The organism is Halomonas sp. JS92-SW72, from assembly GCF_003547075.1.
GTDB lineage: Bacteria > Pseudomonadota > Gammaproteobacteria > Pseudomonadales > Halomonadaceae > Halomonas > Halomonas alkalicola.
The window spans coordinates 3,067,379-3,087,430 of record NZ_CP032147.1 but is presented as its reverse complement, the minus strand read 5'-3'; the positions used below and the strand labels follow the sequence as shown (position 1 = coordinate 3,087,430).

The window sequence follows — 20,052 nt, the reverse complement described above, 5'->3', positions numbered from 1 at the left end:
TCAGCGGAGAGCTCAATGCCAACGGTCAACCGAACCGCCATGGTGCGACACACCCCCCAGCAGATGTTCGACCTGGTCAACGATTTCGAGCGCTATCCGGAGTTCCTGCCCGGCTGTCGTCGCGCCCGCCTGATCGAGCGGGATGACTCCCACCTGATCGGCGAGATGACCCTGGGGCGCGCGGGCATCGAGCAGAGCATCGCCACGCGCAACGACCTGATCGAACCGGAGCGCATCGAGATGTCGCTGGTCAGCGGCCCCTTCAAGCGCCTGCGCGGGCGCTGGATGTTCATCCCCATGGGCGAGAACGCCTGTAAGGTGTGCCTGGAGATGGAGTTCGAGTTCGCCAACCGCCTGCTGGGCATGGCCTTCGGCAAGCTCTTCCAGCAGGTGGCGGGGCAGCTGGTGGAGGCCTTCACCCGCCGCGCCGATCAGCTCTACGGGCGCTGAGCCATGGCCGAGATCGCGGTGGAGGTGGCCTTCGCCCTGCCCGGGCATCAGGCCGTGGTGGCGCTGAGCGTGCCCCTGGGCACCACCGCCAGCGAGGCGGTGGTGCTGGCCAACCTGCCCGGGCGCTTCCCCGAGCTGCCCGCGGAGGCCTTCGAGCAGCCAGACCTCGGCATCTTCGGCAGGCGGCTGCGCGAGCCGGCGACCCATCGCCTGCGGGCCGGCGATCGCGTGGAGCTCTACCGCCCGCTGACCATCGATCCCAAGCAGGCCCGGCTGGCCCGGGCCGCCGAAAAACGCTGACGCCCCGCCGGGCAGGGCCACGGCGGGGCGTCCAGGGGCGTCGCCTGCGGGTTCAGAAATCGCTGGCCGGCTCGCCGCCCATGGGCACGGTCGCGCCGCCTTCTGGCTGCGGCTCCGGGGTGGTCTCCAGCGGCTCGGCGCCTTCTACTTGGGGGCCGGCGCCCTCGCTGGCGCGCAGGTCGATATCGCGCTCCAGGTTACCCTCGCGCTGGATATCCACCAGGCGGTTGCCGTCGAAGGTCAGGGTCACGCGGCGCCGTTCCACACCGCCGTAGGCCTCGTCGAGACGGAACACGTAGTCCCACTGGTTGGCGTCGAAGGGTGCCTCCAGCAGCGGGCGGCCCATGACGTAGACCACGTCGTCGCGGGTCATGCCGGGACGCAGCTGTTCCACCATGTCGGCGGTGACCAGGTTGCCCTGAGGGATGTCCCGCTTGTAGACCCCGAAGTAGCTGCAACCGCTGGCCAGCAGCAGGGCGGCAGAAAGGGTGACGATTCTTGTCAACTTTTGCATTTGCGCCTGTTCTTCACTATCGTGGTTTCGGTCGATCATACCCGACCCTACCCGATACTGCGAAGAGCAACCATGGCCGACCAGAACCATGAACTGCGCAAGGCCGGTCTGAAGGTGACCCTGCCCCGCGTCAAGATCCTGCAGATCCTCGAGAACGCCCAGGGCGAGCACCACATGAGCGCCGAGGACGTCTACAAGACCCTGCTGGAAGCCGGCGAGGACGTCGGCCTGGCCACCGTCTACCGCGTGCTGACCCAGTTCGAGTCCGCGGGCCTCGTGGTGCGCCACAACTTCGATGGCGGCCACGCCGTCTTCGAGATCTCCCAGGACGAGCACCATGATCACATGGTCTGCCTGGAGAGCGGCGAGATCATCGAGTTCTTCGACGAGACCATCGAGCGGCGCCAGCAGGAGATCGCCGAGGAGCATGGCTTCGACCTCGTCGACCACGCCCTGGTGCTCTATGTGCGCCCCAAGGGCTCGAGCGTGACCCGCCAGGACGCCACCCAGAAGAAGTAGCGGCCCGGCAGCCGGTCCCACGACCGGCGCCCACGGCTCAGCGCGGCCCCGATCCTCGATCGGGGCCGCGCGCGTTCGGGGGTCCGCCGCCGGCGGGTGGGCTCAGTGGTGGGGGCGCTGGCTGGCGTCGAGCATCTCGCGGGCGTGGGCCAGGGTGCGTTCGGAGAGGTTGACCCCGCCCAGCATGCGCGCCAGCTCGCCCACCCGGCCGGCCTCGTCGAGCAGCGCCATGCGGGTGAGGGTGGTCTCCTGCTCCGCACGCTTCTCGATGTGCAGGTGCCGGTGGGCCTGGGCCGCCACCTGGGGCAGGTGGGTCACGGTCATCACCTGGCCCTGCTCGCCCAGGCGGCGCAGCAGCTGGCCGACGATCTCGGCGGTGGCGCCGGAGACCCCCACGTCCACCTCGTCGAACACCAGGCTGGGAATGGTGGAGTGGCGGGCAGCGACCACCTGGATCGCCAGGCTGATGCGCGACAGCTCACCCCCGGAGGCCACCTTGGCCAGCGGCCGGGCCGGCTGGCCGGGGTTGGCGCTGATCAGGAAGCGTACGCCCTCCAGGCCCTCGGCGGCGGGGGTGTCACGCTCCAGCACCTCGACCTCGAAGCGCGCCTTGCCCATGGCCAGGAAGGCGAGCTGCTCCTGGACCGCCTTGCCGAAGCGGGTGGCGGCCTGGCGGCGCGCGTCGCCCACCTGGCGGGCCTGCCCCCGCCACCGCTCGCGCAGGGCGTCCACCTCGGCCTCCAGGGTCTCGAGATCTTCCTCGCCGCCTTCCAGGCGAGCCAGCTCCTCCTGCAGCTGCTGGTGCAGCGCGGTGAGCTCCTCGGGCATCACATGATGCTTGCGGGCCAGGCGGTGCACCTCGCCGAGGCGCTGCTCGACCCAGGCCAGGCGCTCCGGGTCGAGCTCGGTGCCCTCGGCGAAGTGGTGGAGCTCCCGGGCGGCCTCCTCGACCTGGATGCGGGCATCGCCCAGCATGGCGAGCGCCTCGGCCAGGCGGCCGCGGTCGCTGCCCGGCAGCGCCGAGAGGTGGTTGATCGCCTGAGTCAGCAGGCTCATGGCGCCGCCTTCGTCGTTGTCGCAGCACTCGGCGGCGAACTGCGCCTCGCGCAGGCGCTCCTCGGCGTGGGCCAGCTCCTCCTGCTCCTCCTCCAGCGCCTTGAGCTCGCCCTCGGCCAGCGCCAGCTGGTCGAGCTCCTCCACCTGATAGCGCACCAGCTGGCGGCGGGCGGCCAGCTCGTCGCCGTCCTCGGCCAGCCGCCGCAGCCGGCGCCTGGCGGCCTGCCAGGTGCGGAAGGTCTCGGCCATCTCGCCCACCGCCTCGCGGTGGCCGGCGAAGTCGTCGAGCAGGCGCAGGTGGGTCTCCTCGCGCAGCAGTGCCTGGTGGGCGTGCTGGCCGTGGATCTCGATCAGCCGCTCGCCCAGCGCCTTGAGATCGGCCACGGTGGCCGGCTGGCCGTTGATCCACGCCTTGGAGCGGCCATTGGTGCTCACTACGCGCCGCAGCAGGCAATCGTCCTCGGGCAGCTCCCGGGCCGCGAGCCAGGCGCGGGCCTCGGGCAGCGCGGCGATATCGAAGCGCGCGCTGAGGTCGGCGCGCTCGGCGCCGTGGCGCACGCTGCCGGCATCGGCGCGCTCGCCCAGGCAGAGCCCCAGGGCGCCGAGCAGGATCGACTTGCCGGCGCCGGTCTCGCCGGTGATGGCGGTCATGCCGCCGGCGAGCTCCAGCTCCAGGTGGTCGACGATGGCGAAGTCGCGAATGGCAAGCTCTGTCAGCATGAGGCCTCCCGGGAAGTCTGCGCGCCCTGATCTCAGGACTACTGGTCATACATCCAATATGTGTGCGTTTATACAGTAGTCCACGATGCCCCACAATGCACGGATCGGCCTCTCCCGGCTGTCTCACCTTGAGATCCGCCCTGGCGTCCCCATATAGCTCGCAGAACCGTTCAACCCCCTCATTCATGTTGCATCGGCGGCCAGGCGCCGCCGCATCCCTGTCAGGAGAGACCCATGGCCAGAGATCCCCAGACCCCGCTGGACGAGGAACTTGCCCGTCGTGAGCAGGAGGCCGAGCCCCAGCCCATCGAAGGCGAGCTGGAGGAGGCCATCGAGGCGGCCGAGGAGACCGAGGCCGCCGCCGAGGCGAGCGACAACCCCGAGGCCGAGCTGCTGGCCGCCCGCGTCGAGGAGCTGGAGCAGAGCGTCGCCGAGGCCAAGGACCAGGCGCTGCGTGCCGCCGCCGAGGCCCAGAACGTGCGCCGCCGGGCCGAGCAGGAGGCCGAGAAGGCCCGCAAGTTCGCCCTGGAGAAGTTCGTCAAGGAGCTGCTGCCGGTAGTGGACAGCCTGGAGAAGGCCCTCGAGGCCATGGCGGACGAGGCCACCGAGGCCCATCGCGAGGGCGTCGCCATGACGCTGAAGATGCAGCGCGACGTGCTGGCCAAGTTCGGGGTGGAGATCCTGGAGCCGGCGGGCGAGCCCTTCGACCCGCAGTTCCACGAGGCCATGGCCATGGTGCCCAACCCCGAGCTCGACCCCAACACCGTCATGGACGTGTTCCAGAAGGGCTATCTGCTCAACGGCCGCCTGGTGCGGCCGGCCATGGTGGTGGTCAGCCAGGCCGCCGGCTGAGCAACAAATCCTGGCCTCGGGACTTGAAATGAGGCCTGCGGCCCCCAGATAGACGTCAACTCCGCGGCGCAGGCCGCAGAACACGACTCCGGATACACAGCAACGACTTTTCGAGGATTTCCTATGGGACGCATCATCGGTATTGACCTGGGGACCACCAACTCCTGCGTGGCCGTGCTCGACGGCGACAGCGCCAAGGTGATCGAGAACGCCGAAGGCGCTCGCACCACGCCCTCCATCATCGCCTACACCGACGATGGCGAGACGCTGGTGGGCCAGTCGGCCAAGCGCCAGGCGGTCACCAACCCGACCAACACCCTCTACGCCATCAAGCGCCTGATCGGTCGTCGCTTCAAGGACGACGTCGTCCAGAAGGACATCAAGATGGTGCCCTACACCATCACCGAGGCCGACAACGGCGATGCCTGGGTCGAGGTGAAGGGCAAGAAGCTGGCCCCGCCCCAGATCAGCGCCGAAGTGCTTAAGAAGATGAAGAAGACCGCCGAGGATTACCTGGGCGAGCCGGTCACCGAGGCGGTGATCACCGTGCCGGCCTACTTCAACGACAGCCAGCGTCAGGCCACCAAGGATGCCGGCCGCATCGCCGGCCTCGAGGTCAAGCGCATCATCAACGAGCCCACCGCGGCGGCGCTGGCCTACGGCATGGACAAGTCCCGCGGCGACAAGACCATCGCGGTCTATGACCTGGGCGGCGGCACCTTCGACATCTCCATCATCGAGGTGGCGGACGTCGACGGCGAGACCCAGTTCGAGGTGCTGGCCACCAACGGCGACACCTTCCTGGGTGGTGAAGACTTCGACATGCACCTGATCAACTACCTGGTCGATCAGTTCAAGGCCGATAGCGGCATCGATCTCTCCGGCGACAACCTGGCCATGCAGCGCCTCAAGGAAGCCGCCGAGAAGGCCAAGATCGAGCTCTCCAGCGCCCAGCAGACCGACGTCAACCTGCCCTACATCACCGCCGATCAGACCGGTCCCAAGCACCTCAACGTCAAGGTGACCCGGGCCAAGCTGGAGTCGCTGGTGGAAGACCTGGTGCAGCGCTCCCTGGCGCCCTGCAAGATCGCGCTGAAGGATGCCGGCCTCTCCGCCTCCGAGATCGACGACGTCATCCTGGTCGGCGGCCAGACCCGCATGCCCATGGTGCAGCAGAAGGTCGCCGAATTCTTCGGCAAGGAAGCGCGCAAGGACGTCAACCCGGACGAGGCGGTGGCCGTGGGTGCAGCCATCCAGGGCGGCGTGCTGGGCGGCGACGTCAAGGACGTGCTGCTGCTCGACGTCACCCCGCTGACGCTCGGCATCGAGACTCTGGGCGGCGTGATGACCCCGCTGATCGAGAAGAACACCACCATCCCGACCAAGAAGACCCAGACCTTCTCGACCGCGGATGACAACCAGACCGCCGTGACCATCCACGTGCTGCAGGGCGAGCGCAAGCAGGCGGGCGGCAACAAGTCGCTGGGCCGCTTCGACCTGGCCGACATCCCGCCGGCGCCGCGCGGGGTGCCGCAGATCGAGGTCGCCTTCGACCTGGACGCCAACGGCATCCTGAACGTCTCCGCCAAGGACAAGGCCACCGGCAAGGAGCAGTCCATCGTCATCAAGGCCTCCAGCGGCCTCTCCGACGACGAGATCGAGCAGATGGTCCGCGACGCCGAGGCCCACGCCGACGAGGACAAGAAGTTCGAGGAGCTGGTGCAGCTGCGCAACCAGGCCGACGGCATGGTCCACGCCGCGCGCAAGACCGTGCAGGAAGCCGGCGAGCACGCCAGCGACGAGGAGAAGGAAGCCATCGAGAGCGCCGCCAAGGAGCTCGAGGAGGCGATCAAGGGTGACGACAAGGACGACATCCAGGCCAAGCTCGACAAGCTGACCGAGGTCTCCGGCAACCTGGCCCAGAAGATGTATGCCGCCCAGGCCGAAGCGGCCCAGCAGGGCGGTGGCGAAGGCCAGGAGGCCGGCGCCAAGCAGGAAGATGACGTGGTCGACGCCGAGTACGAAGAAGTCAACGACGACCAGAAGAAGCAGTAATCGCCACGGCGATGCCACGGACGACGGTAGCGCGGGGGGACGACTCCCGCGTTGCCGTTTCCGCGGATCGGGCAGCACTGCCTAGACCAGGAGGCGCATGGACCCATGTCCAAACGCGATTATTACGAGGTGCTCGGCGTCGAGCGAGGGGCCGACACCAAAGAGATCAAGAAGGCCTACCGACGGCTGGCGCAGAAGTACCATCCGGACCGCAATCCGGATGACGACAAGGCCGCCGAGAAGTTTCGCGAGGTCTCCGAGGCCTACGAGATCCTCTCCGACGGCGAGAAGCGTGCCGCCTACGACCAGTTCGGCCATGCCGGCGTGGACGGCCAGGCCGGCGGTTTCGGTGCGGGCGGCTTCGGCGGCGCGGGTGCCGGCGGCTTCAGCGACATCTTCGGCGACGTGTTCGGCGACATCTTCGGTGGCGGCGGCGGCCGGCGCAGCCCCCATGCGCCGCAGCGCGGCAGCGACCTGCGCTACAACCTCGAACTCGACCTCGAGAGTGCGGTGGCCGGCACCACGGTGGACATCCGCGTGCCGCGTCACGTGGAGTGCAGCCGCTGCGACGGCGAGGGCGCCGAGCCTGGCTCCACCAAGGAGACCTGCCCCACCTGTGCCGGCCACGGCCAGGTGCGCATGCAGCAGGGCTTCTTCGCCGTGCAGCAGACCTGCCCCACCTGTCACGGCAGCGGCGTGCACATCAAGGTGCCGTGTCACAAGTGCCACGGCGAAGGCCGCGTGCGCGAGACCCGCACCCTGTCGGTGAAGATTCCCGCCGGGGTCGACACCGGAGACCGCATTCGTCTCAACGGCGAGGGCGAGTCCGGCATCAACGGCGGCCCGCCCGGCGATCTCTACGTGCAGGTGGCGATCAAGCCGCACCGCATCTTCCAGCGCGACGGCAAGCACCTGCAGTGCGAGGTGCCGATCAACTTCGTTGACGCTGCGCTGGGCGGCGAGCTCGAAGTGCCCACCCTGGACGGCCGGGTCAAGCTCAAGATCCCGCCCGAGACCCAGACCGGCAAGCTGTTCCGCCTGCGCGGCAAGGGCGTCAAGCCGGTACGCGGCGGTCCGCCCGGCGACCTGCTGTGCAAGGTGGTGGTGGAGACCCCGGTCAACCTCAGCGAAGACCAGAAGGCGCTGCTGCGTCAGTTCCAGGAGAGCCTGGGGGGCAGCAACAGCGCCCACCACTCGCCCAAGAAGAGCGGCTTCTTCGACGGCGTGAAGAAGTTCTTCGAGGACATGAAGCCGTAAGGCGGAACTGCGCCACGCAAGCCCCCGAGCCCTTGCGGTGTCGGGGGCTTTTGCGTTTTCGGCGTGGACGGTTCCTTCGAACCCGGCGTTCCGCCCTGCGCTGCGCATCGGGGCTGGCGCCAACCCGCTCCGGCATCTTAGTCTGTTGGCTCAGATACGAATGGAGATCGTTGCTATGCCGATGTCGCGTGCCGAGATCGCCACCGAGTCCGGGGCGAGGGTGATGAAACGGCTGTGCAAGCACTGGGCGCACAAGCTGGAGGTGGAGCAGGGCGAGGAGCAGAGTCGCGTGGCGTTCGAGGGCGGCTCCTGCGTCATGCGCGTCGAGCCGGGCAAGCTGCTGGTGGCCATCGAGGCGCTGGACGATGAGGTGCTCGACCGCCTCGAGGGCGTGGTGGATTCCCACCTGCAGCGCATGGCGGGCGACGAGGAACTGGCCATCGTCTGGGAAAATTGAGCGCTGCTCTTGTGTCCGAGTGGCTGCCTGCGGCTAGCCACTCGGGTGGAGGGCGGGGAGGTGATTAAATTTCCCCAGCGAAAGCACGACGCAGGCCAATAGCTGCGACCCCGTGCGACCCAATGGCCTGTGCTAGCGCATCCCGGGTGTGCAGATGGCTCAATTGGGCTGCTAGCACCAGCTCTAGATCTGCCATCCCAGCCTCGTACAGGCTGGTCGCATTGCGTGCGGCAATCGCTGCAGCAGACTCAGCGCGCTGCCGCTCCAGCAAGGACTCGTCGGCCATCGACCATTGGGTGAGTGCGGTCTCGGCGTCGATGAGTGCCTCGAGAAGCGCCTTTTCATATACAGCCATCGCTTCCTGCACCTGGGCTTCCCGTATCGCGATGTTTGTGCGGATACGCCCGCCATCAAGCAGCGGCAGGCTGATGGATAGCCCGTAGCCTATTACCAGTTGAGGTGCAGCTGAACCACCTGCCTGAGCTATGCGCTCCTTCCCCCTCTGCCAGGCAATTTGCAGGCTAGGATAAACCTCTCGTCGTGCCATGCCCGCACGTACCAGTGCGGCGTCCAGTGCATGCGCCTGGTGCAATACGTCCGGTCGGCGCTCCAGGAGCTCTACGGGCAGCAGTAGGCTGGGGGGAGCAGGGGAGGCGATAGGAAGATGCAGGTTCTCCAGTTGCGGCACCTGGCCATCCCCCAGGAGTAGTGATAATCGGTGCAGCTGCATTTGGTATTCGCCATTGAGCTGCGTCATTGTCGCCTGTTTCTCTGCCAACTCCCGCCGTCGGTGCTCGACGTCCGACGAAGTGGCATGGCCTGCAGCGAGCTTGTGCTGTGACACCTCTATCTGCCGCTGCGCAATGTGGATCGCTTCACGCTGCAGTGTTAGGCGCTGTGCCAGTGTACGCAGCTCGAGGTAAGCGGTACTAACATCCGCTGCCAGGGAGATACGGGCTGCCTGTAGCGCCTGGAGAGCGCCTTCGGCATCGTCTTCGGCAGCTCGCATTGCGAGGGTGGTGCGGTCGAACAAATCTACTTCCCAGGTTGCACGTAGGCCGACAGCAGTGCGCTCTGTCTTTGGCTCCGCGCTGCTATTGCGCCCGCGCTCGGCGCCGGCAACGGCGTCAATTTTAGGACGCCGTTCCGCTCTGACGCCGCTCCTCAGAGCGCGTGCCTGGGCCAAGCGGGCTACGGCGATTGCCAGGTCGGGATTGGCATCAAGTGCTGCATCAACCAGTGCGTTCAGTGTCGGATCGCCAAAGCTGTGCCACCAGTTTCCTACGACGACTCCCTGACCATCGGGAGCCGTGAATGACCAGTGCGTGGGAACATCCAGGGCCGGCTCCCCTGAAATTCCACTGGGTGGCAGGGTGGCACAGCCGCTCAATGTCATGGTGGCGAGTGCGATGACCATGAGCGTTGGGTAGGAGCTAGTGGTGCGGGGAGGCATCGTCATGAGTGATCTGCTGTGTTGACATGAAGTTTCATGAAACTATACTATACGTATAGTATAGTTTGAAGATGGAGAATCCCCATGACAGGCTCTCGTCGGCGCCCGGGCCGTTCAAGCTCGCGTGACAAGCTTCTCGATGCAGCCGCTGGTCTCGTTGCCAAATACGGTGTGCAGAACTTGACCATCGATGCCGTAGCGGCTGAGGCAAAAGTAACCAAGGGTGGTTTGATCTATCACTTCAAGACACACGACGACCTGCTTGGCGCCTTGATCGAGAGGATGGTCGAGCAGTGGGATGTACGTACCCGCATGCAGGACGCTGTGCGATCCGGTGAGATCCCCGTGAAGGACGCGCTGTCCCTGTTACTGGACGAAACCTTCGACATGTCAGAGGAGCAGCGCACGCTGCTGACCAACTTGTTGGCTGCTGCTGCTGCCTATCCTCATTTGCTCGAACCGGTAAAGGCGTATTACGCCCGTGACTTTGAGGCGTTCAGCAACGCCCCTAATGCCGGGATGGTAATGATCCTGGCAGCGGCCCTTGATGGTATCGCGCTACTGGAGATTCTTGGGCTACATCAGTTCAGCGCACAGCAGCGCCAGGCCATGCGCGACGCCTTGGAAAACGCGATTGGAGAGCTGCCCTGACTCCACCGCTCTCGTCGCTCTGCGATCATCAAAGGCCTTCCTCATGATTCCAATCACCATGCCCGGTCAGGGTAGGTTGGTGCTTTTTGCACTTCTCGCCGTGTTGTTGCTTTCGGCTTGCGCTGATTCGACCACGGTACCGACGACCCCACCGAAGCCGGTCAAGGTTGAGGTGGTCGGCCAGACCGTCCAGAGCCGAGCCGATAGCTTTGTAGGCACGCTGCGAGCTCGTCAGCGTGCTGCCCTAGGCTTCGAGTCACCTGGTCGTGTCGTTGCCATAGGAGTGGATGTGGGAGATAGCGTGCGTGCGGGACAGTTGCTTGCGCGGCTCGATGAGTCGCCCGCGCGCTGGCACCTCGACCGGGCGGTGGCCGAGCGAAGTGCCGCCGCCGCTACGCTGGACGAACGCAGACACCACCTGCGTCAGCACGAGACGCTGGCACGCAATCAGGTGATTTCTGCATCTGCATTACAGGCGGTGCAAACCGCCCACCAGCAGGCGGTGAGCCAATTGGAAGCCGCCGAAGCTGCTGTAGAAGAGGCTCGACGTGATCTGGAGCTGATGCGTATCACTGCCCCCTTCGATGGCGTGGTCGCTGCACGCAATGTTGAACCATACTCCGACGTCGCGGCAGGGCAGCCGATCCTGCTGGTGGAATCGGAGGGTGAGCTGGAGGTGGTCGTGATGTTGCCGGACCGGGTGGCAGCTATGCTGGCGCCGGGCATGCAGGCACAGGCCAACAGCGATGGAGATAGGCTAGCACTGACGCTGGAACGCCTCTCGAGTCGCAGTGACAGGGGCTCGCTGGTTCAGGCCATCTTCCGGGTCGATCAATTCCCTGAGCATGTCCGCAGTGGTGGGGCGGTATCGATTGAGCTGGCCAGCCAGGTCAACCAGGCCGTTACCCTGCCCATCACTGCCATTATGCCCGGCACGGAAGTGGGCAAAGCCAGCGTATTCCTCATCGATGCCCAAGGAGGCACGCTACAGCGGCGCACGGTGCGCACTGAGAGATCTCTGCAACCTGACGGGCGTGTTGTCATTGCAGAGGGACTGAGAGAGGGGGAGCAAGTCGTGGTGGCAGGCACCGCGTTCCTGCATGAAGGTCAGTCGGTCATCGTTCATGAGGCGCAGACCCTGTTGACGGGAGTGCACCAGTGAAGCTCACCACTGCAGCATTGAATTCCAGCCGCTTCACTCTCTTGGCGGCGCTGCTCATCCTGGTGGGTGGAGTCTCCACCTTCCTGAGCTTTCCCGCGCAGGAAGAGCCAACCGTCACCATCCGCGATGCGATGATATTCGTCGCCAACCCCGGCATGTCGGCGGAGCGCATGGAGCAACTTGTGGCACGGCCGCTTGAGGAGCGGCTGCGTCAGCTGCCAGAACTCAAGACTGTGAGGAGCATAGTGCGAGCCGGCAGCGTGATAATGCACGTCAGCTTGCACGACGAGGTGCGGGATATGCTGCCAGCCTGGCAGCGCATGCGGGCCAAGGTAGAGGAGGCGGTACCACAATTTCCAACTGGTACCCTGCCGCCACAGATCGACGACGAATTTGGTAGCGTGGCAATTGCCTCGTTAGCCGTCACTGCACCTGGTTTTACGATGAGCGAGATGCGGGCGCCGCTTCGGCAGTTGCGAGAAGGGCTGTATCGCGTGCCGGGTGTGCAAAAGGTAAGCATGCATGGCCTGCAGGAAGAGCGTGTCTATATCGAGTTCGACCGTGCTCGCCTGGCGGGGCTAGGACTTTCCATTCCTCAAATCCAGCAGCAGTTGCAGGAGCAGAACATCGCACAGTCAGGTGGCCAGGTCGTAATGGCCGGATTGAATGGCTCCCTTGCCGTGTCGGGTGAGCTGAGCTCGCTGCAGGATTTGCGCGAATTCGCGTTGAGTGTGCCCGGGGCGGCAGGAAGTGGTGTAGAGACACCGGCCATGGTGCGCTTGGGAGATATCGCTCAGATCAAGGTACTGACACCTGATCCACCGGAAAGCGCCGCTATCTACCATGGCGAGAAGGCCGTGGTGCTTGGGGTGTCGATGCGCACTGGCGAGAATATTCAGAGGGTAGGTCAGGCGGTCCGGGATCGGGTAGAAGAATTGAAACCGTTACTACCCGCCGGCTTCTCGCTAGACTATGTCACCTTCCAGGCTGACGTGGTCGAGCAAGAGATCAACAGCATGGGCAATACGATGGTACAAACCATCGTGATCGTAATGATCGTCGTAGTGCTGTTCATCGGCTGGCGAGCCGGTGTTGTGGCCGGAAGTATCGTGCCCCTGACCATTTGCGCCACTCTACTGGTAATGCGTGTGCTGGCCATCGAGCTGCATATCGTCTCAATGGCTGCCATCATCATCGCGTTGGGGCTATTGGTGGACAATAGTATCGTGATCGTGGAGGACATTCAGCGCCGCCTCGCCGCGGGAGAAGCGCGCCGTCATGCCTGCATTGAAACCTGTCGCACCCTGGCGATGCCGCTACTGGCCTCGTCATTGGTCATAATTCTCGCCTTTTCGCCTTTCTTCTTCGGTCACTCGGTAACCAATGAATATTTGCGCCCCCTTGTGGTGGTGCTCACGGTGGCTTTGCTGGGTTCCTGGTTGCTGTGTCTGACGGTGATTCCACTCTTGTGCTACCGCTTCCTCAAGGGAGGTAGGCATGATGCAGCCGTCGCGCCGAAGCATAGCCGCTTCCGTGTGGCCTATGCTCGGCTGATCGAATTCGTGCTGGAGCACAAGTGGCCGTATTTGACCGCGATGACGCTGGTATTGGCAGGGTCGCTAGTCATCCTGGCGAACCAGCCGGCTGGTTTTCTGCCCCCCTCAGATCGACCCCAGTTCCAAATTGAGCTTGAACTGCAGCCGGGTAGTGACTCACGGCTGACGCAGGAGGTGGTGCGTGACCTGAGTCGATGGCTAAGTGATCCGGAGCATAACCCCGAGGTGACCACTAGCATTGGTTACGTGGCCGAAGGTGGGCCTCGTGTCGTGTTGGTAATTACGCCACCATTACCGGCTTCTCATGTAGGCTACTTCACCGTTTCGGTTGCTCATTCCAGTGACGTCGACAAGGTCATGGCGCGCACGCGAAACTGGATGGCGCAACAACATCCCGCAGTACGTGCGGACATCAAGCGCTTTTCGCGAGGTGAGAACGATGCTGGCACTGTGGTCTATCGTGTCTCAGGCCCTGAGGAGGAGGTCCTGCGGGATATTGGTAATCAGATAAAGAAGGCGCTTCGCTCCCAGCCTGCAATGGAACAGGTGCGAGACGACTGGGGGCCGCGCGTGCCGCGTGTGGACGTTCAGATAGACCAGGACAAGGCCAAGATTCAGGCTGTCAGCAGCCAGGGTATCGCTGATGCGCTGGCCAGCCGCTATAGCGGTGTGGAGATTTCCATGCTGCGCGACAATGACACGTTCATACCTTTGATTGCGCGGGGTGGTGACGTTGAGCGTGCCGAGCCGGAAAATGTAACCAGCACACTGATCTATCCGGTAGACGGCAGCTTGCCAATCCCGCTATCCGCGATTGCCGTTGCGAGCCTAAGCTGGGAGCCCTCGGCGATCCATCGCCGCAATCTGGAGCGCACGCTAACCGTCAAGGGGCGTAGCACACAGAATACCGCAGAACAGGTGGCGGACCGAGTTTCAGCTGCTATCGAGGACATCGTGCTGCCACCTGGTTATCGCATTGAGCTGGGTGGTGAGATCGAAGAAGCAGCCGAGTCCAATGAACCTTTAGCGAAATATCTGCCAATTGCTGCTCTGGCCATGGTGTTACTGTTTCTTTGGCAGTTTGGCTCCTTTCGCAAGCTTGCCTTGATCATCATCTGCATGCCGTTTGCCATGGCCGGAGTTGGGCCGGCGCTGGCCATTGCGAATGAGCCGTTTGGCTTCATGGCGAGCTTCGGTGTGCTCTCCTTGGCCGGCATCATTACCAGCAATGCCGTCTTACTGCTTGAGAGAATAGAAACCGAGAGGAATGTCGGAAGAAAGCGGCGCGAGGCAGTTGTTACAGCAGCAGTTGCACGCCTGCGCCCTATACTCATGACCCAATTGACTTGCATCGTAGGCTTGGTGCCGCTGTTGCTGTTCGGTGGGACACTGTGGACTGGCATGGCCGTGACCATCATGGGGGGGCTGCTGCTCGGCACATTGATCACTCTTGGGCTGGTGCCGGTGCTTTATGAGCTACTGTTTAGCCGGAAGCTGTCCGGCTGGAGCCGAAAGTTATTCGGGTTGGGCGTGGCTCGGACAGTAGAGGGCTGAACTCACATGCTTAATGGTACCCGATGCCTACAGGTTGCTAGCATAGACGGGTATATCGCTGAACGGAGGCGAGCATGTCGGTTTCAGGTGTGCAGAGTGCGAGTGAGTCAGTCGGCGGGTGGGTGATCGGGTGGTGCAGGCTAGGACCCTTGAGTTCCAACGTCATGCAACTGGATGAAACATTAGCCATCGTCTGGGAAAATTGAGCACCCCGCTGTCGCCCCGCCTGGCCCACCTCGGCATGCTGCTGTGGGCCCTGCTGGTGGGACTGTCGTTTCCCGCCGTGGGGCTGATGAGCGAGCTGCCGCCGCTGTCGCTCACCAGCCTGCGCTTCGCCATCGCCTGTGCCGGGCTGTGGTGGCTGGCGCGGCGCTCGTCCGACTTCCTCCCGCCCTGGCGGCTGCTGCCGCTCTATACGCTGATGGGGCTGTGCCTGGCCGGTTTCTTCGGCGCCATGTTCTGGGCCGCCCATCACGCCACTGCGCTCTCCATGGCCACCCTCTACGTCACCGTGCCGCTGCTGGCCTACCTGCTGGGGCTGGGCTTTCGCGTCGAGCGGCTGGGCTGGCAGCTGCCGGCCATTCTCGCGCTGGGCGCCGCCGGGGCATTGGCGCTCGCCTTCGCCGAGGCCCGCAGCCACGGTGAAGGCATGCGGGTGGGGATCGGCGAGGCGGTGTTCTTCTTCGGCTGCGTGTCGTCGGCGCTCTACCCGGTGCTGAGCAAGTGGGGGCTGGCGCGGCAGTGGCTGCCCGAGTCGGCGGCGGTGCGCACTTTCTGGAGTCTGGGGCTGGGCGGGATCGCCATCGGCCTGCTGGGGCTCGCCATCGAGCCGGCTACCCACCTCGTCGCCATGCGCTGGCACGATCTGGCCCTGGTGGTTTATCTCGGGCTCTTCTCCAGCGCGCTCACCTTCTGGTTGATGCAGCGCGCCACGGCGGTGCTCACGCCGGGAGCCGTGACCGCCTACGGCTACATGGTGCCCTTCGTCTCCATGCTGCTGCTGTTCGCCACCGCCCCCGAGCAGCTCGGCTGGCACTGGCTGCCGGGCAGCGCGCTGGTGCTCACCGCCATCGGGCTGCTGCTGCGCCAGGACGGCAGGCGGGAGCCAGGCTAGCCTTCCACGTCGTCGTGCTGCTCGTCGGTGCTCTCGCTGCCCGGCGTGGCGGCCAGCCGCGGAAAATGGCGGCCAACTTCGGCGTAGAGCTCGCTCACGTCCGCCACGTGACGGCGCGAGAAGTGGAACGGTACCAGTTGGCCGACCCCGGCCGCGGCGGCGATTTCGCCGCAGGCGCGGGCGGTCAGATGGCCGGTGCGCCGGGCCTGTTCGGCCTGGTCTTCACGAAACGAAGCCTCGCAGAACAGCACCTCGGCGCCGTGGGCAAGCGCACACAGGCGCTCGCGGTTCTCGGGTGTGTCGCCGAAGTCGGTGGCATAGACCAGGCGCTGGCCTGGCTGCGCGAACAGCAGTTGCTCGGCCAGCCCGGCGACGGGCTGACGGCTGCCGTCGGGCAGGGCGATCTCGCCTGCGTCGCCGCCTTCCTGCGCGCGCTGCTTGAGCTCACCGAGCCAGGGGCCGGGCGCCCAGCCGTGTGCGTTCAGGCGCTCCTTGCGCACCTTGAGCTGGGTCGCCGGCTCATAGGCGAAGGCCAGTACCGGGGTGCCGTGGTCGAGGGTGATCGCTCTCACGCGAAAGCTGGGCTCGGCGTGGATCACGCCGTCGTCGACCTCGCGCGGTGAGCGCGCCTGCATCGGCTGGCCGGCGACGAGCCGATAGTGGGCCAGGCGCTCGCCGTGCAGCTCGAAGACCTCGAAGCGAGGCGCCTTCTGTTCGACCCGGTCCCACAGGATGCCGCGCAGAAAGCCGTCCAGGTGAGCGGCTAGCCCGGGCGGGCCGTAGACCCGGCAGGCCGAGTAGTCGCCGATGCGCGAGCGCAGCAGCCACAGGAAACCGCCGATATGGTCGACATGGGCATGGCTGATGAACACGTCGCTGATCTGGTGGGCCAGCCGCGCCGGCAGCCGGCCGGGGTCGCCCAGGTCGAACAGCAGACTGCGCTTGCGGTGGCGCAGGCGCAGGTGCAGCAGCGGGTCGCCGAACACGCCGTTGACCAGCGTGGCGCGCAGGCTATCGAGGCGCAGCACCGGGCGGGGGCCGGTGGCGCTCTCCTGAGGAGTGTACGAGAGCGCCGGCGCTTCACCGGATGCGGCAGAGGAGCGAGGGTGAGGGCGCGCCGTGCCGAGCTGTCCTTCGGCGCTGCGCCGGGCATCGCGAATCACCAGGGTACGCGGCGTGCCCGTCAGGGGCGGAGTGCGCACGCTGAGCCGATCCCCCACCAGAGCGTACGCTTCGCCCATGGCCAGGGTCGCCCCGCCGGCATCGAGCAGGCCGATCTGACGCCCTGGCCAGGTATGCGGCACGTCGCCGGGTGGCGGGGCGCCGACGATGGTCAGTGCCGCCAGCTCGAGCTCCCGCGCCTCGGCGCTGTGGAGATATTCATCCCAGGCGGCGGTGCGCCACTGGCGGCGCAGCTGCTTGCCGGGGTGGTGCGCCCGAGGGTGCGCAGGCAGGCTCAGCGTCGCCAGGCCGAGGGTGGCGCGCTCATGCGGATACGGGTCGCTCACCTGCGCCGGTGCCAGGCGTACCACGGCACTCACCCGGCCGGCGCCGGCCAGTGTCGGCAGCAGCTCGGCACCGCCGATGCCGCGCTCCACGCCGGGGGCGTCGATGAGCAGCGGCCCCTCGTCGACCTGCGCGGCCATGCGACGTACGGCTTCTGTCAGCGGCAGGCGGAAGCGGGCGCTGTCCAGGGTAGCGAGCGCCTCGATGGCCTCCAACTGCCAGTCGCCCAGGCGCTCGTCCCAGCGCCCCAGGCACACGGCGCCGGGCGGGCCGAAGCCGGGCAGACCGGGGTCGGCGGCCAGGCAGCGGCACACCTGGCCGCGCCCGGCCAGGGCTGTCGCCGTACTCCGCGCCAGGGTGCTCTTGCCGCTGCCGGGCGGGCCGGTGAGCAGCACGCGCGGATGACGTTCGAGCAGCTCGAGCAGGGCGGCTGCACGGGTGGTGTCGGGCGGCATCGACTCAGACATGGCGTTCCTTGAGTGGTGTCGTCATGCCCAGTGTGGGCGATTCCGCCGTCGTTGCCCAAGCGCTCGGCCAGGCGGGCTCTGGCTCTGATATACTGCCTCGATCCCCACTCGTCAGATTTCGCAGGAGTCCGCATGACCCGTATCGCCATCGTCGGTGTCGCCGGCCGCATGGGCCGCACCCTGGTCAACGCCGTGCAGGAGGATGCCGGCGCCACCCTGGCCGGCGGTATCGTCGAGCCGGGCAGTTCGCTGGCCGGGGCCGATATTGGCGAGCTGGCGGGGCTCGGCAAGCTGGGTGTCGCCGCGGTGGACTCCCTTGACGCCATCGTCGACGACTTCGACGTGTTGATCGACTTCACCGCGCCCCGGGTCACGCTGGCCAACCTGGCCTTCTGCGCGGCGCACGGCAAGCGCATGGTGATCGGCACCACCGGGCTCTCCGACGACGAGCTGGCCGAGCTCGACGGCTACCGCGAGCGGCTGCCCTTCGTCTTCGCTCCCAACATGAGCGTGGGGGTCAACCTGACCCTCAAGCTGCTCGAGACCGCGGCCCGGGCGCTGGGCGACGAGGGCTACGACATCGAGGTGATCGAGGCCCACCACCGCCACAAGGTCGACTCGCCCTCCGGCACCGCGCTGAAGATGGGCGAAGTGGTGGCCGAGGCGCTGGGGCGCACGCTCAAGGAGCACGGCGTGTTCGAGCGTGTCGGCCAGTGCGGGCCGCGGGACCCCAAGGAGATCGGTTTCGCCACGGTGCGCGCCGGCGACATCGTCGGTGAGCACACGGTGATGTTCGCCACCGAGGGCGAGCGCATCGAGATCACCCACAAGGCCTCGAGCCGCATGACCTTCGCCAAGGGCGCGGTGCGGGCGGCGCGCTGGGTGGCCGACCAGGAAAGCGGTCGATACGGTATGCAGGACGTGCTGGGTCTCTGAGTTGCCCCGGGGCGCCCCTGAGGTGCGGCGGAATCCAACACTTCTGGGGCAGTAGGGGGTGGTCGAAGTTGGGAGAATCCTGTAACATCTCCAAAATTTTGGCCGGGCGCCTGAAATACAGCAGTCCAACTGCGCGCTTGTTGCGTGGCCAGCCCCGAGCAAACAGAGACAACAAGCGGGATGAAACCGGTTCCATCGGCTTCGTCCCGCTTTTTTACGAGCCAAATCTGTCGCCGCGACGATAGCCGCCGAGCCTGCGCCCCTCAGGCTCGCATCAGCATGGGAGGACCTTGTCTTGAACAGCCCCGCATTGAGCAGACCCGCGATACTGGCCCTGGAAGACGGCAGTGTGTTTCACGGCACCGCCATCGGCGCCGATGGGCAAACCAGCGGCGAGGTGGTGTTCAATACGGCCATGACCGGCTATCAGGAGATCCTCACCGATCTTTCCTATACCCGACAGATCGTGACCCTCACCTACCCGCATATCGGCAATACCGGCGTCAACGCCGAGGACGTCGAGTCCGACGGCATCGCGGCCGCCGGCCTGGTGATCCGCGACCTGCCGCTGATCGCCAGCAACTTCCGCTCCGAGCAGTCGCTCTCCGACTACCTGAAGAGTCGCAACGTGCTCGGTATCGCCGACATCGACACCCGCCGTCTGACCCGCATCCTGCGCGACAAGGGTGCCCAGAACGGTGCCATCCTGGCCGGCGCCGAGGCCGAGGGCGACGATGCCGTCGAGCGCGCCCTGGCCGCGGCCCGCGACTTCCCCGGGCTCAAGGGCATGGACCTGGCCAAGGAGGTCAGCTGCAAGCAGGCCTACGAGTGGAACGAAGCAGAGTGGGTGCTGGGCCAGGGTAACGTCGATGCCAGTGGCAGCGAGCGCCCCTTCCACGTGGTGGTCTACGACTACGGCGTGAAGTACAACATCCTGCGCATGCTGGCCTCTCGCGGCTGCCGCCTCACCGTGGTGCCGGCCCAGACCCCGGGCAGCGACGTGTTGGCGCGCAATCCGGATGGCATCCTGCTGGCCAACGGCCCCGGTGACCCCGCGCCCTGCGACTACGCCATCAAGGCGATCCAGGAGATCCTCGAGACCGACGTGCCGGTGTTCGGCATCTGTCTCGGTCACCAACTGCTGGCGCTGGCCGCCGGCGCCAAGACGGTCAAGATGAACCACGGCCACCATGGCGCCAACCACCCGGTACAGGACCTCGACAGCGGCCACGTGATGATCACCAGCCAGAACCACGGCTTCGCCGTCGACGAGGCGAGCCTGCCGGGCAACGTGCGCGCCATCCACCGTTCGCTGTTCGACGGCACGCTGCAGGGCATCGAGCTGACCGACCGCCCGGCCTTCAGCTTCCAGGGCCACCCGGAAGCGAGCCCCGGACCGCGCGACGTGTCGCCGCTATTCGATCGCTTCGTCGAGATGATGAAGGCCCGCCGCTAGGCCGAGCCCCGAAACGT

The 20,052-nt window shown here is 65.8% G+C and carries 17 protein-coding genes; 13 read left to right on the top strand and 4 right to left on the bottom strand.

Annotated elements, in window-relative coordinates; genetic code table 11:
• Window positions 1-15: 15 nt before the first annotated feature.
• Window positions 16-450 (top strand): type II toxin-antitoxin system RatA family toxin, encoded by a 435-nt coding sequence (locus D1793_RS14445; RefSeq protein WP_110070004.1) that lies wholly within the window; start codon window positions 16-18, stop codon window positions 448-450.
• Between the two features lie 3 nt (window positions 451-453).
• A complete protein-coding gene (locus D1793_RS14440) occupies window positions 454-750 on the top strand; it encodes an RnfH family protein (RefSeq protein ID WP_119022778.1) in 297 nt (98 codons plus the stop codon).
• 52 nt (window positions 751-802) lie between these two features.
• On the opposite strand, the gene bamE is transcribed toward D1793_RS14440, so the two are convergent.
• On the bottom strand, window positions 803-1,264 hold the full coding sequence (gene bamE, locus D1793_RS14435; protein ID WP_205527558.1) for an outer membrane protein assembly factor BamE: 462 nt from the start codon (window positions 1,262-1,264) through the stop codon (window positions 803-805).
• 72 nt (window positions 1,265-1,336) lie between these two features.
• Here bamE and fur point away from each other — a divergent pair, with 72 nt between their 5' ends.
• Window positions 1,337-1,783 carry a ferric iron uptake transcriptional regulator gene (gene fur, locus D1793_RS14430; RefSeq protein ID WP_119022776.1) on the top strand — a complete coding sequence of 149 codons (447 nt, stop codon included), beginning with the start codon at window positions 1,337-1,339 and terminating at the stop codon, window positions 1,781-1,783.
• 102 nt (window positions 1,784-1,885) lie between these two features.
• On the opposite strand, the gene recN is transcribed toward fur, so the two are convergent.
• Window positions 1,886-3,559: a DNA repair protein RecN gene (recN, locus tag D1793_RS14425; RefSeq protein WP_119022775.1), complete on the bottom strand. Its 1,674-nt coding sequence runs from the start codon at window positions 3,557-3,559 to the stop codon at window positions 1,886-1,888.
• Window positions 3,560-3,793: 234 nt separating this feature from the next.
• Here recN and grpE point away from each other — a divergent pair, with 234 nt between their 5' ends.
• The 4 genes from grpE (at window position 3,794) to D1793_RS14405 (ending at window position 8,180) form a co-directional block, all read left to right on the top strand.
• Window positions 3,794-4,411, top strand: a complete 618-nt coding sequence (grpE, locus tag D1793_RS14420; protein WP_119022774.1) for a nucleotide exchange factor GrpE — start codon at window positions 3,794-3,796, stop codon at window positions 4,409-4,411.
• Between the two features lie 123 nt (window positions 4,412-4,534).
• A complete protein-coding gene (gene dnaK / locus D1793_RS14415) occupies window positions 4,535-6,466 on the top strand; it encodes a molecular chaperone DnaK (protein ID WP_119022773.1) in 1,932 nt (643 codons plus the stop codon).
• 105 nt (window positions 6,467-6,571) lie between these two features.
• Window positions 6,572-7,723: a molecular chaperone DnaJ gene (gene dnaJ, locus D1793_RS14410; protein WP_119022772.1), complete on the top strand. Its 1,152-nt coding sequence runs from the start codon at window positions 6,572-6,574 to the stop codon at window positions 7,721-7,723.
• Between the two features lie 175 nt (window positions 7,724-7,898).
• On the top strand, window positions 7,899-8,180 hold the full coding sequence (locus D1793_RS14405; protein ID WP_086510472.1) for a DUF2218 domain-containing protein: 282 nt from the start codon (window positions 7,899-7,901) through the stop codon (window positions 8,178-8,180).
• A 64-nt stretch (window positions 8,181-8,244) separates the two neighbouring features.
• Here D1793_RS14405 and D1793_RS14400 read toward each other — a convergent pair whose 3' ends face one another.
• Window positions 8,245-9,639, bottom strand: a complete 1,395-nt coding sequence (locus tag D1793_RS14400) for an efflux transporter outer membrane subunit (RefSeq protein ID WP_240407678.1) — start codon at window positions 9,637-9,639, stop codon at window positions 8,245-8,247.
• A 78-nt stretch (window positions 9,640-9,717) separates the two neighbouring features.
• Between D1793_RS14400 and D1793_RS14395 the strand changes: the two genes are divergently transcribed.
• The 4 genes from D1793_RS14395 to D1793_RS14380 all read left to right on the top strand — a co-directional run bounded on the left by D1793_RS14395 (window position 9,718) and on the right by D1793_RS14380 (window position 15,670).
• Entirely contained in the window at window positions 9,718-10,284 is a 567-nt protein-coding gene (locus tag D1793_RS14395) for a TetR/AcrR family transcriptional regulator (protein WP_119022771.1), read from the top strand.
• A 43-nt stretch (window positions 10,285-10,327) separates the two neighbouring features.
• Entirely contained in the window at window positions 10,328-11,446 is a 1,119-nt protein-coding gene (locus D1793_RS14390; protein WP_205527557.1) for an efflux RND transporter periplasmic adaptor subunit, read from the top strand.
• Window positions 11,443-14,556, top strand: a complete 3,114-nt coding sequence (locus tag D1793_RS14385) for an efflux RND transporter permease subunit (RefSeq protein ID WP_119022769.1) — start codon at window positions 11,443-11,445, stop codon at window positions 14,554-14,556. The genes D1793_RS14390 and D1793_RS14385 overlap by 4 nt, the downstream gene beginning before the upstream one ends.
• 202 nt (window positions 14,557-14,758) lie before the next feature.
• Entirely contained in the window at window positions 14,759-15,670 is a 912-nt protein-coding gene (locus D1793_RS14380; RefSeq protein ID WP_119022768.1) for a DMT family transporter, read from the top strand.
• Here the strand turns inward: D1793_RS14380 and D1793_RS14375 are convergent.
• The gene (locus tag D1793_RS14375; RefSeq protein WP_119022767.1) at window positions 15,667-17,643 is read right to left on the bottom strand and encodes an MBL fold metallo-hydrolase; all 1,977 of its coding nucleotides are present in this window, start codon (window positions 17,641-17,643) and stop codon (window positions 15,667-15,669) included. The two genes, D1793_RS14380 and D1793_RS14375, sit on opposite strands and share 4 nt — an antisense overlap.
• A 132-nt stretch (window positions 17,644-17,775) precedes the next feature.
• On the opposite strand from D1793_RS14375, the gene dapB reads away from it, so the two are divergent.
• Window positions 17,776-18,579 carry a 4-hydroxy-tetrahydrodipicolinate reductase gene (gene dapB / locus D1793_RS14370; RefSeq protein ID WP_119022766.1) on the top strand — a complete coding sequence of 268 codons (804 nt, stop codon included), beginning with the start codon at window positions 17,776-17,778 and terminating at the stop codon, window positions 18,577-18,579.
• A 310-nt stretch (window positions 18,580-18,889) separates the two neighbouring features.
• Window positions 18,890-20,035, top strand: a complete 1,146-nt coding sequence (gene carA, locus D1793_RS14365) for a glutamine-hydrolyzing carbamoyl-phosphate synthase small subunit (protein WP_205527556.1) — start codon at window positions 18,890-18,892, stop codon at window positions 20,033-20,035.
• The last annotated feature ends 17 nt before the right edge of the window (window positions 20,036-20,052 follow it).